11 protein-coding genes and 1 pseudogene are annotated in these 12,874 nt (G+C 37.5%); all 12 read right to left on the bottom strand.

The window, feature by feature from the left end:
* Nucleotides 1-521 precede the first annotated feature (521 nt).
* On the bottom strand, nt 522-2,972 hold the full coding sequence (locus LPC09_RS26795) for a DEAD/DEAH box helicase family protein (protein ID WP_231309820.1): 2,451 nt from the start codon (nt 2,970-2,972) through the stop codon (nt 522-524).
* A 93-nt stretch (nt 2,973-3,065) separates the two neighbouring features.
* On the bottom strand, nt 3,066-3,911 hold the full coding sequence (locus LPC09_RS26790) for a phosphoadenosine phosphosulfate reductase domain-containing protein (protein WP_098798485.1): 846 nt from the start codon (nt 3,909-3,911) through the stop codon (nt 3,066-3,068).
* Nucleotides 3,912-3,981: 70 nt separating this feature from the next.
* A complete protein-coding gene (locus LPC09_RS26785) occupies nt 3,982-4,626 on the bottom strand; it encodes a hypothetical protein (protein ID WP_098798486.1) in 645 nt (214 codons plus the stop codon).
* A 12-nt stretch (nt 4,627-4,638) separates the two neighbouring features.
* Nucleotides 4,639-5,298 carry a DUF6094 domain-containing protein gene (locus LPC09_RS26780; protein WP_269217448.1) on the bottom strand — a complete coding sequence of 220 codons (660 nt, stop codon included), beginning with the start codon at nt 5,296-5,298 and terminating at the stop codon, nt 4,639-4,641.
* Nucleotides 5,299-5,440: 142 nt separating this feature from the next.
* A complete protein-coding gene (gene ltrA, locus LPC09_RS26775) occupies nt 5,441-7,333 on the bottom strand; it encodes a group II intron reverse transcriptase/maturase (RefSeq protein WP_212137889.1) in 1,893 nt (630 codons plus the stop codon).
* 696 nt (nt 7,334-8,029) lie between these two features.
* On the bottom strand, nt 8,030-8,398 hold the full coding sequence (locus LPC09_RS26770) for a DUF6094 domain-containing protein (RefSeq protein ID WP_212137887.1): 369 nt from the start codon (nt 8,396-8,398) through the stop codon (nt 8,030-8,032).
* Between the two features lie 67 nt (nt 8,399-8,465).
* Nucleotides 8,466-8,690, bottom strand: a complete 225-nt coding sequence (locus tag LPC09_RS26765) for a hypothetical protein (RefSeq protein ID WP_098796458.1) — start codon at nt 8,688-8,690, stop codon at nt 8,466-8,468.
* Nucleotides 8,690-9,085 (bottom strand): hypothetical protein, encoded by a 396-nt coding sequence (locus LPC09_RS26760; RefSeq protein ID WP_098796459.1) that lies wholly within the window; start codon nt 9,083-9,085, stop codon nt 8,690-8,692. The genes LPC09_RS26765 and LPC09_RS26760 overlap by 1 nt, the downstream gene beginning before the upstream one ends.
* Before the next feature lie 24 nt (nt 9,086-9,109).
* Nucleotides 9,110-9,529, bottom strand: a complete 420-nt coding sequence (locus LPC09_RS26755) for a hypothetical protein (protein ID WP_212137885.1) — start codon at nt 9,527-9,529, stop codon at nt 9,110-9,112.
* Nucleotides 9,522-9,725: pseudogene (locus tag LPC09_RS26750) on the bottom strand (JAB domain-containing protein); the annotation flags it as partial. The pseudogene LPC09_RS26750 and the gene LPC09_RS26755, both read right to left, overlap by 8 nt.
* 103 nt (nt 9,726-9,828) lie before the next feature.
* A complete protein-coding gene (gene ltrA / locus LPC09_RS26745) occupies nt 9,829-11,640 on the bottom strand; it encodes a group II intron reverse transcriptase/maturase (protein WP_098799486.1) in 1,812 nt (603 codons plus the stop codon).
* A gap of 598 nt (nt 11,641-12,238) precedes the next feature.
* Nucleotides 12,239-12,742: a JAB domain-containing protein gene (locus LPC09_RS26740; protein ID WP_212137879.1), complete on the bottom strand. Its 504-nt coding sequence runs from the start codon at nt 12,740-12,742 to the stop codon at nt 12,239-12,241.
* Nucleotides 12,743-12,874: the final 132 nt, after the last annotated feature.

The following is a 12,874-nucleotide window of genomic DNA, read 5'->3' as shown; positions in this document are numbered from 1 at the left end:
GACCATGTGGAAGTCAGCAGCCTTTCAGCTAGGGTATTGCCCTATCCAGCGACTTATACAAATGAGTTTTCGTCTGAACTTTCGGTCTACTGGCATTCGCTTTTTCCACAATCCTTTACCCTCTGTGTAGTTGTGAATCTCTCACGATCATCCTACCTCAAATGAGAGGAACACTTAGGGCTTACCAAGTTTCACTAACGATAGATGCGATTGAGTTAGGCATCCTTCTTTTCTCCGACGGATCTGTGGGTCATCGCACAGCCCCTAGACCGCAGGGCTTTTCCTATCCGCTTCTACAGACTTGTTCAACCACAGTACGTCTGCTGTCGGTAACGGAGTCTACAAAGGTTCAGCTTCGCTTATACCTTCTCAATCTTTTCCTAGCTCTATTGGATTTCTGTGTAAAATCCTCCATTAAGCACTTAACCCTCATGCAACCGAACAATTCGATTACTCGAAAAGCAGTTTCGGGCGGGAACACCATTGATGACTAAGGTGGCTTCATAATGAAGCACTATCCATTAGCGACTTCTTGTCGCACAATCTAAACCAACTTCAACCAACTTCATATTGGTTATAATGACTTTTACTCCCTCATCCTCAAACTTTTGAAGGACTTCAGAACGCTTCTCGGTATTGGATTCATTTAAAATTCTACTCGGAATACCATTTTCCTTAAGGATGTCATGAACTCTCTCATTTAGCTGGTATTCGCCTGTATAGTTGTTATAGATAACAACTCCTCTACCTTCAGATAATTCCTTCTTCACATTATCTATCAACCATTCTTCCTTTGCTGTATAACCAGTAAGTTGTGGAGCTGATACAATTGTTTCTTGCCCATCAACACTAACAAATGTATAAAATGCCCCTAAATCGGGTCTAGCAGCGTAATTTAAGGTTGCAGGGTTAAACTTTGACCATGCACCTTTAGCACCTGCTCGTGCCCTTTTAGCACACTCATCATACATTACCTCATGAAACTGTCTATATGCCGCTTCATGTTCTGGTTTCGGAGTAATAAAGATTGGTTTCTCCTTTAGTTCCACCAGTGGTAACCCTAAGTCTTCCAAATCAAGAAAAGCAGTTTTATGCAATAAAAATTCAGCTGTCATATGTGGTGCAATACCTGGCTCTTCTGTCGGTTGCATCGGCTTTCTACGCTGTCTTGTGACCCATCCTTGATGATTCACTTCATCCTGTAAATAAACGATTTGCTTTAACTTTCCATATCGTTCCGCCCATGTCAAATCCCCTGTAGAATCATTCATCCCTTTATCTAATAAGGATTTTGGATTGGTTCTCCAAAGAATTTCTTTGATCGATGTAGATTTTCCATTTACAAGGGTACCTGTAAGCATGAGAGTCTTTTTTGCTGATTTAACCATTTGAGCAAAAGCATCTCCCCTACCACTACCGCTTGCTTTACATTGATGGACCTCATCCACAATGTATAAATCAAAGTATTTTTTCATGCGCTTAAAGATTTTAGAAATGTTAGCTACAGGACGCTTATTCGTTTCTCCACGACTTTTGACTGCGGGGCGATACAGTTTTGTTCCACAAGGTGAAGCACCATCTGGTAGGTAACCTTGTACACCTTCTTGATATGAGCATTTAAAGAATTGTTTAGACCTTCTCCATTTCACTTTCCATGAATTTAGTAGTCCATTCGGTAGTAATGCTTTTTCTTCTCTTGCATCTATTAACTGCTCTATTGTAGGTGCAGATCCGAAAGCTACATCAGACCAATCTAAAGGAAACCATTCTCCTTCTTCTTTTTTATATAATTGGCGTCCACAATCTGGGCAATGCCATCCATAAGAATCAGAAGTATTCTTCACACGTTTCCATATGCCTGCAAAGTATGGTTCACTGTCTCTTTTGGCTTTATCAATACCCACAATGGTAAATTCAAGATCACCTACTGTTGGGCGGTAGCCATTACGAACACGCTCCAAAAGCCTCAATGCATCCTCTGATGACCGGACAATTGATGTTTTCGCATGTGGGACAGTTTTACCAATCTCTTTCTTCTCCCATTTACTAAGTGTTATACCAGGAGCAGAAAGCAAAACAGCAGTCCCTCTTTTAGAGCCTCTTCTTTTCTTCCGTTCGTTTAAGACGTGAGCGACACCTATAGCTTGTATACTCTTTCCGGTCCCCATGTTCGCAGATGTTATAACCGAATTCTCAACATCTAATCCGTTTATTAATCCCTGAATAACATGTGTTTGAGCAGGAAAAGGAACTCTACTCATAGTTGCTATTGCAGGATCTACCTTATCTTTCATGGTATGCAATGGTCTCATAACACTTAATTTTTTATTCATTGCACTAGCGTTATTAACCATATATTCTTTTAACGACCAAGAAGGATCAAATTTACCTTCGATCTCCGATTCAGGAATGGTAAGTAAGCGATTCTTTAGTGCCATTTCTACTACCTCTAAAACATCACTTTCGCTGCCGTTTATCTTCAGGGCCCTTAAATTTGGATTTAAATGTTGAAAGGCTGGATTCTGAATGACTTCCAAGTCCTCGATCATAAATCCAAAAAGACCGGCATAATGGTCACTCCACTCCGGTGGTAACCCAAAGCGTGAAATCATATGTTGAGCAACATCTTCTTTGATGTTTCCATGAAGCGATAAGATATACCCCCTCGTGTTCTTATCACTATCAATAACACCAGATAAACCATCTAAAGTAGTCAATGAGTTATAAATAAAGGCATGAGCCACATCACCAATACCTACTTTACGTTCAATCCTCCTAAAAGGATCGTGACCTCTTGTAAGCTCCTTTCCTTCTACAACCACTGTTCTACCTTCAATAATACCTGCTGTTATAGCAGTAACCGCTTCTGGAATTCCTATATAAGAGGCAGCTAACACATGATCTTCCTCTTTCACAATAAATTGTAATTTTGCTTCAAAATGACGATCAGTACTCTGTAAATAAATATTCATACGTATTTTGCCATGACTTTTATTAGGTAGGGATATACCCCTGACCTAAAAAACAAAGTCAGAGGACAATCCCTCCTTTTATAATTTCATTTTTCATTCAAAAAAACATGGTAAATCAAACGATAACTGTTTGTCTGATCCTTCTGCCTTCTTTATAAAGTCTACTAACGATAGCGGATTTTTCTTTTCCCATTTAAGCGTGTGTCCCATTTCCTTTTCCATACGAATTAATTCGTTAAAATCGTCAGGGTAAAGTTCTGAGACCTTCTTCATCTCATTCGGTGAAAGAAAAATACAAAACTTACAGCTGCATCGTGAAACATATTGATAACAAGGGTGTGGCTTAATTCCAGCAAGCTCATTTAGTTTCATCACCTGATCCTTCATTAAATGATGGATAGGACGAAGCCAATCAACGCATCGCCCTTTTGTTGGTGCGTTTGCTGTCTTGTAAACTTGGAAATTGGGTTTATTAGCACGTCTTGGACTTTCTTGCGCCCTTTCACCGCTAACACACAAATAATTTCCAGCACCTAAGCTCCTTACCCATTTACTGTAGGTATCGCGTTTTTGGTAAGATGTGCAATACTGAGTTGCCCCTGAAGGCCATTTTCCCCTATCAGTTATTCTCTCTTTTAAACTTTTATCGGGGTTAAGAATAACCATTGGCAATCCTAAAATTTCTTGGCAATACTCTAGATATTCATCAGTTTCCTTCCAATCAAAAAATGCTTCTTGCTTACCATCCACCCTAAAATGAACCATCTCTATTTGTTCTTTCGGTACACCGTAACCATATAAAAGTAGTAAAACACAGGCTATACTGTCTCTACCTCCACTAAAATTACAATGAATTCGATAATCCCCAAACGATTTCATTTCATTAGGCAGCGGCACAATTAGGCTTTTAGCATACTCAGTTAATTTATTAATGTTCATAAAATTAGCTACTATTCTTTACGAACAGTAGCTTGCCTCCTCTCATTATAAAAATGAAAATAGTAATCTCTTAATATAGAGTAAAAACTTCCTCTAAAGATAAGTTCCTTCTTGAACTTTTCTCGACTAAGTAAAAACCATTTGAATAATAATGATCTACCTGCTCCTTACGTAAAGAAGGTGGTGTATACCTCATCATGAAATCAGCTTCCATATCAGTTGCAGAATCAAACCAATCAAAGTATTCAGACCAATTAATATGAGCATACCTACTTTGTATAGGGCTTCTTTCTCCAACGAAGATAGTAAAAGTCCATTCCTGCTTGTCTCTTTGTATGTCTGCTCCAAGAATCTCCCAAAAGATAGCATCCTGACTGGTAGTGAATCCATGAATAGAATGTATACTTTCCATCTTGCAAAGGCTTTTCACCATTAAAGATTGTCCGTAAATTCCTTTAAAAGATTGAAGATCATAAATGACTAGGCTACGACTTGAAATATCAACATTACCTACACCTAATATCTCATCTTCTAACAAAAACACTCCAAAGAGTCCTGGTAGCGGATCAAACTTCACATATGATAAAGATAGATAGTATGGGATATCTTTCGAAAACCTAATCTGCAGATATCCTTTTCCTCCGCATTCTTCACATAAAGCTAAGGCGTTCTGATCATGACAGTAACCACAATCTATATTTGATATTAATCTCACAATTAGTTCCTCCTATTGAATCTCATGTATACCATCATTGGTAAATACACGAACGACACTTTTGTAATGTTTGATATATACTTCCTGTTTCGCTAATCCTTCTTCATCGAGTACTTCTTGTTTTTCATTGACCTGCTTTGTTACACCTACAATAATGTGATTTCCGAAGTTTCCTCCTATTGCTCCACTAGCAACGGCTATACCTGCGTGAGTCACCTTTAAAGGAAGAAGCGGATTTTTCATCGTACTGTTCTTCGCTTTTGGTGTAACTCTTTTCTCAAATTCTTGATAGGCGAGTGATTGAGCAAGATCTTCAGCAAGTTCTTCATTACGTAATTTACCAGCTCTAAAGCATTGAATGTCTGTGCTACTAGGCACTATAAACATTTCTTCAATCTCTTCAATGGTTGGTAACACTTCAGGACCTTGCTCCGCTATTTCTTTAAGGTATGCTTTCGTTTGTTTTCTAGCTTCACTGGAATGAGACTTTCCAAACTTTCCAAAAACAACAACTTGCTTAAATACCGGATACGCTTCGTCAGTGAAACGATAAACTTTTATATCCTTGAACCTCCCAGCTAGAAGAGAAGAACATGCTCCTAACACATATTGAGGTACACAGAACATTAGTAACCCATTATCAACGAGTACGTTTTTTGTTTTGCTGGTCAGCGTCCTGAGAAAGCGTAATTCAGTTCTCTCATGAAAATAGTGATAGGTAAGAGCACTCTTCGACTTTACTCGTTAAGATGCTCTTTTCCCCCACTTCACACGGTACGTGAGACTTTCACCTCATACCGCGTTCCATCTTTATCTAGTAATTCAAAGCACCTAACTTTTCTCTAAATACTTTAATCTTCTTCCACACTTTTGTATTGAGTAGAGAGTAATCCTTTTTATCGTGAATCATGGCGTGACACTTTTCGTGAACTGTAGCTAGTTCAGATACTTTGTTTACTTCATCGATAGGTAAATTAGGTCTTATATGATGAATAGTAACATCGTATGTACTAACTAGCCCTCCGCAAATTCTGCATTTTCCTTTGTCTCTATTGAATGCGTATGCTCTGTTAAGGAAATATTCAAAGTTATATCTGTTACCAGGTCTATTAAAGGCAAGCACGGCTGATAGATGGGTGGATAGTAGTTCATCTGCTCTAGCGAGAACAGGCTTTTTATTTGTCCTCTTTCTATACAGCTCTCTACCCTCGATAGAGTAAGGTGTTTCTTTTTGATTTTTGAGAGGTGGCATTTCCCATTTTGAAAATGCTAGAGAAGTAAGACCAATTTTCATATTGTCTGCTTTAATTACAAGAATTTTGGTCTTGTAACGGCTATGTACAGACCGTAAATTGTCCACTTCATTAGCGGGTAGCAACTCCCAAAACTTGTGAGCATTTTTACCTCTTGTCCTCCTTCTCTGCAATGATTTCAGAGCTTTGTTATGGAGACTATGTTGGTAGTTTTGCAATTCAACATTTACAGTGTTAGCAGGAGTGTAATACTCTATTAAGCCTCTAATCTTTGAGTTGATAAGATTAAAGTGATGTGCCAGATTCGTTTTAGAAAATCTGAGTTTATGAGCTTCTTTTTTAATCTCGTTGATTTTCTTCCGAAGCCTTTCTTTATTAGGACTCACTCTTGATATATAACCATTCTTTGATTTGCCTCTGATAATTTTGAATTCAAACCCAACGAATTTAATTGCTTTCCTACGAATATTGGTGATGACAGTTTTCTTATCCGACAATGTAAGCTTTAATCTATCTTTAAGGAATTTGGAGACTCTCCATTTCCACACCTCAGCGTTTCGTTTGGAATTAGTAATCAAAACCCAATCATCAGCATATCGGACTAGGTAAACTTCTTTAAAGTTGCCTCTAGTTCGTAATGCTTTAAAACGATTTTGGTTACTCGAATATTTGTGTTTGGTCTGCTTATTTTCCCACTCTCTAGTTATCCATTTATCCATAGCATCTAGGTAAACATTACCTAGGAGTGGAGAAATCACCGACCCTTGAGGTGTTCCTATTTCACTGGTTTGGAGTTCATTAAGTATGCCAGCTTTAAGCATACTTTTTATTATCATTAATACTCTTCTGTCACGTATCCCCATACCCCATAATCGTTTAATAAGTATGGTATGGTTTACGTTATCGAAAAATTTGCTAATATCCCCTTCTACAAACCAGTGGAATCCCGTTTTGTACACGATATCCTTAATCCTCTCCATTGCCATATGGGTATCTCGCATAGGGCGGAACCCGTATGAATGTCTGAAAAACTGAGCCTCGATAATTGGTTCAATTACGCTTTTGATACATTCCTGAATAATTCTGTCTATCATTGTAGGTATACCTAGTGGTCTCACCTCATTAGAACCACCTTTAGGTATATGCACCCTTCTGATCTTATGAGGTTTATAGTTTGTAAGTTTATCTTTTACCAACTTGATAACCTCTTCATAAGGGAGCTGGATTAAATCGTTTATATTTTTACCATCCACCCCAGGTGTTTTACTTCCTTTGTTTCTTTTTATTCTGTGGATGGCGGATAGTATAACCGCTTCGGATGATATTATTTCTAATAATCCTTTAAAGCTAACTGGTTCATTTTTATCAAGACAATCCTTTGTAATTTGGTACATTTTATCTTGTAGAGTGCGAAATTCTAATTCTGTATTTGGATAGTTAAGTTTTTGTACCATCGGCTTCACCCCTTTTTTTCAGAGATTAACCGTTTAATGGTTTAGTCAGTTACGCACAACGGCTTCCATAACTGTTAGGGTTTGAACTAAATAGATATAGACTATGCCCCTTCACTCCACATCTATTACAGATGTTTCATCATTACTACAGGCTGCTGCCACTCGATTTAGATGGTCATTTCCTACCATCGAGGAACATTGGAATATGCCTTCCTTTACATTTCCTATCGAGCCTCCGCTGTTCCTTATACCTTAGCTTTAATGTGGTCACCTTAGCTTCCTTCTTTACCCCGTCAGTCGTCATTTTGTCCATTGTTGGGGGACTTATGACAAATAACCTTTAGAGGTTAAATGTAGTAGAATAACGAAGTCCTTTATCTACCACGACTGAACTCCACTGTGGGAGCCAAACTCTTCATGTTCGAGCAGGTCTACGTAACGAGGCGTCGTAGAAGGTTCCTGTTCGTAAGCATAGTGACTTTTAGCCTCTCGCGTACTTCACTAACCGCTTCTCAGGTCTGTTTTCCCGCTTTTCACCGAGCTTCATACAAGATAAAGGCATCCTTATTTTGCATGTCGGATATTAGAGCTAGATTGCCAACATTCAATCTGGAATGGAATTACACCATTCAATTCAGGTATAAAGTTAGATAAATCTTTACAATTTGATTTACCCCCTAGTTTTACTGCTTATTTCTAAACAGATTGTCTAGGAACAACGCACACTACTTCATCGTAAGGAGGGTTAAGCCATAACAAACTATATTTAGGTTCCGTCCTTATCGATTCATATCCCTCATTTATGACAACATCTAATAGTTCCTCAGCTTTTTTTGCTCTAGATTTTTCAAGCTCTACACCAAAGCTTGCAACTGCTACGTCATACGTTTGTAGATACTGAGAAATCTGTTTAAGAGCCTTCCCTTCACCAGCACAAGGATCTAATAGATTTATTACTTCAGTTTCCTCATCTTGATTAATCTGAAGGTGAGGTAATATAAGTGATAATTGTCCTTCTGGTGTTGCGTAAAATCCACCTTTACTTTGCGATGCAATCCTAGCCATTTATTTTTCCTCCTAAAAATAAAAAACCGATCCATAAAAAGAATCGGTTTTCTAAGTAATGTATTATTTAATTACTTACCCTACTAAGCTCAATTGGTGTAAAAGGTTGTCCATTAATAAAACCAATAAATCCATCGATGATATATCGCAGTTCTCCCTTAAAGTTTAAAACTAAAAAGAAGTTGCCCGCTCGATCTTCAATAGGTTGCCATTTTACGAATTCGGCTTTAATCGGTTTTTTATTCCCTTTTAAAATCACTTCGATTTTTTCACCTACATTATAAGTCTTCATTATTGAACCAGCTCCAATCTTGTAGGGATTGGCTCAATTGCGTATGTTACTCTTTTACCCTTAAATCTATCTTTTACATAAGCTTGAATTTCCTTCTCTGTACCGATTTTCATAAAAATCCCTGGTTTAGAATTCTTATTTACCACTTTAATACGATACGGATGGACTTCAGTAGCCATTTGCATTTTAAAGATAGCTGGGCAAAGATCAATTGAATGAACAATATCAGTACGAATAAGTTGAGTGTATGCTCCTGTTTTTATTTCAATCTGAGCTTCACTTCCAATAGATAGTGACTTTAACTTAACCTCTCCTTGTACAAAATGTCCATTTCGAGAATAACCACCATTTTCTATTACATATTCAACCTTTTCAGTACGAAATTTCGCTTTCATCTTTCATCCTCCTAAAATGTGTAATTAATGAACCTCACAAATATTGTTATAAAAATAGATCATCTCGGCTGAATGTACTTCAACTCCATCAGATGCTCTTGTAAATAAGTCAGTAATGTAAGGGTTAAAATAGACCTTTTCTCCGTTTATAGGAGAACCTATTCCCTCAAAGGTTCCGCGAACAACTGCACAAACTCTTTTTCGTTGCTCACTTCTTATTTTTTCAATACCTGGCTTACTAACTACGAATTTCCCATTAGACATAAGTACAGTGGGGGCATAGGCAACCACCTTCCCATAACATGTACCTTTTACCAGGCTTTTAATTGAAAAAATTCCACCTTTAACAAGGTTATAGTAAACTTCTACTCTATCTCCTTTATTTAAAGTCATGCCCTCTCTTATCCTTAAGCAATGAGATTGCTGTAGCTGTTGATCAAACATGACCCTTTTCCTTTATAGATGTAAAATCATTGGCTGCCACAACAATGTGGTCTAAAACCTCGATACCTACAATTTTCCCAACTTCAACTAGTCTCTTCGTGACTTCAATATCCTCACGTGAAGGAACCGAATGCCCGGATGGATGGTTATGAGCTACAATAACGGAAGCAGCACTTCTCATTAATGCTTCGTTAAAGTAGGGTAAGAACCCGGCGCCTTGCTTAGTTGCCTAAGTAGGTTTCCAAGAACTCCCCTCCAAACCGTACGTACTCCTCTCAGAGTATACGGCTTTCCATTTATCAATCTAACTTTCCATTGTGTAAGTCATGGTGGCATTTTACACACATGGCAATCGTCTTGCGATTTCTTGCAATCATGGTTTGTTCCCATCGTTTCTTACCTTTTAAATCTTTAAGTTTATTGACATGATGCATTTCTAATGGAACATTTTCTGCACCACACCATTCACACTTTTCAGCTAAGAGGCGTTCAATGAGGCTTGTTCTGCCACCGTAAAGTAACGTATTTTCAATTATATCGACTGATTGTTTATTGATTTCCGAGTTCTTTTCCATTCGTTGTTCCGTAAAAAAGGCAATTTTAGGACCATCCTTCGTTTTATAATGTATACCGAATTTCCCGTTTATCGAAAATTCTGTAATGATTTTACTAACGGTACTTTTATATTTACTGGCATACGTTTTAATCATGCTGTATTTCATTGTTTGACGGAAAGATTGAAGTACATGCACATTGCTTGCTAGACGAAAATAATGATATAATCCTTCAATTTCCGCATTATACGTACGAAGAATTTCAAGGTCATCGTTATGCACTAGATACGGACGATGAACAGGTTTCCACCCATTGTTGCTGCCAATTTTTAATGCACCTAAATTGATGAGTTTTTTGATATATTTCTCATGTGGTACGAATAGCTTCGTTTGATAGTTGAACTTTCGCTTTTTCGTACCATTTGACATTTTCATTCTTTGCCAATCTCTTGCTACTCGAATGTCGTATCCTAGAAATCTAGCGTTTGTCTTACTATTTGTTATCAACGTTTTTTCAGCACTTAATTCTAATTTGAGTTTATCTGCTAGGTAATCTGTTAAATCCTTCTTGATTTGTTCAGCTTCTTTATTACTGCCAATAACCCCGATAATAAAATCATCAGCGTATCTCACATATTTCATTCGACGGTAGTTCGGGTCAAAGAGGTCTTTGCTCTCATGGCTTTGTAACTCTTTATATAGAGCTTTTAATTTTCTAAGCCTTTCAGCTTTTTCTTCTTCAGTTAACCGTTCCCAATCACGTTTATTTTTACTTTTACTATGATTAATCTTTGATGCTACGTTATGATAGATAAGATTATGTCTGCGCTTTTTACCTTTGTTATAGTCCAGTGCATATTGTTCTACATATTTATCTAATTCATGCAGATAAATATTCGATAATAACGGACTAATTATGCCACCCTGAGGGGTTCCACTGTAAGTTTTGTGAAAAGTCCATTCTTCTACATAACCTGCTCTAAGGAATTTCCAAATTAAATTAATTAATTTCTCGTCCCTGATACGTTTTCGTAAAAGCCCAATTAATACATGATGGTCGATATTGTCAAAGAAACCTTTTATATCACCCTCAATAAACCATCTCGTACCTGTAAACGTGTTACGTATTTCTTTTAAAGCCGTGTGACAGCTACGATTTGGTCGAAAACCATGCGAATGATTTGAGAATTGTGGCTCATAAATACTTTCTAAAATGCTCCGAACAACTTCTTGCACTAATTTATCCTCAAAAGTCGGGATACCCAAAGGTCGTGGCTTTCCATTTTTCTTAGGGATATATGTTCTGCGCGCTGGTTTTGGTTGATAAGACTGCTCTTTTAATTTTTCAATCAAACGCTCGATTCTTTCTAAGCTTATTCCATCAATAGTGTCATTATTGACACCTTTTGTATTGCTTCCTTTATTCGAATAGAGTTTGGCATAGGCTGCTAGATAAAACTCGGTATTATACAAATTTCGATACAACCGTTCAAATACGTACGTTTTATTTTGAGCTTTGGAAGTTAGACTGTTTAACACTACTTTTGGATTTCTCATAGAGCCTCACGCTCCTTCCCAATTTGGTATTAAACTAGATAAACTGCTCCCCTTCGCCATGTAATAGGCTTTCCCTATCTCGGACTACTACGAGAGCTCCGTTGCCATATCAGATATTCAGCATCATCTTTCTTGCCTTTCAGCTTGAAATTTTTCATCCAATTGGACATTATGCATAGCTGTATTTACAGCGTTCTGACTTAGGCAATCCCCATTTAGACATATAGAAACATAGCATTTCATAGTTTCGGATATGATTTTCACTCGTTTCTTCCATATAGAAGATGGACAAAGCAGTATCACTTCATATTTCTCGAAGTTTTTAAGAAACATGCATACTTCGCACAGCGTAAATCGTTACCTCCCGCTGAAGGTCCCCGTAGTCCTCCTTGAGCTATCATTCAAGCAATTCAGCTTTCATCCTTATCTATGAATTTCATCTCGCCATTCAGTCGTGCCTTGGTAACTAGACAACTTATGGCTTTTCCAACATGCTACACTCCCCGCTTGGTTTCCCTTACGGATAAGTTGGCTGATGATAGGGTAAAGAATGTGATATTTCCCTACTGCTTTGCTAATGCAGATTTTCTAAATGTCCTTATGGGCGCACGATCTCGCGAGGGTGCACTATGCTTGCGTTTAAAGAGCCCTTAAAGATAGTTTTCTTAAGAAGAACTTCATTCTTTGTATTTAAAAACAAAGCAACAAAGTGCTCTTGGTTATAATCCTTTAGATACTCTAAGAAGTCAGCAGCATCTTTGGGTGACCTAATCACATAGCGACTCTCTGCTTTTTCGTTATAAACTCTCCTACCTAACTCTAGAGAAGCAATAAACATTTCCGCTTTGCGTTTAGTGAATCCCTCAATCGTCATAACTCTTTCAACAGTTAATCCCTTTAATCCATACTCTCGCTTCATATCAAGGATTTGATTAACCATTTGCTGCAATGAAGTCTTTTTTGTTCCTGTCCCTAGCATTAAATAAAGTAATTCACTTAAATTTAGGTTGGAAACATCTCCCTCCACTTCATATAACCTTTCCGCAGACTCTTTTACTAACGACCTGTCTGTACGTTCACTCACTAAAGATAATTGATTCATTTTTTCTTCCTCCTAAAATGTGTAATGTTTAATCTTAAATAATTCATGAGTTTTTCTAATCATGGATTACATAAAATCACCTCCTTAAAAGTAAAAAAAAGAAGCCACTGAATAGTAACTTCTTTTCTGTAA

It is taken from the genome of Metabacillus sp. B2-18 (genome assembly GCF_021117275.1).
Classification (GTDB): domain Bacteria; phylum Bacillota; class Bacilli; order Bacillales; family Bacillaceae; genus Metabacillus.
This window is presented reverse-complemented; position numbering and strand designations above follow the sequence as displayed.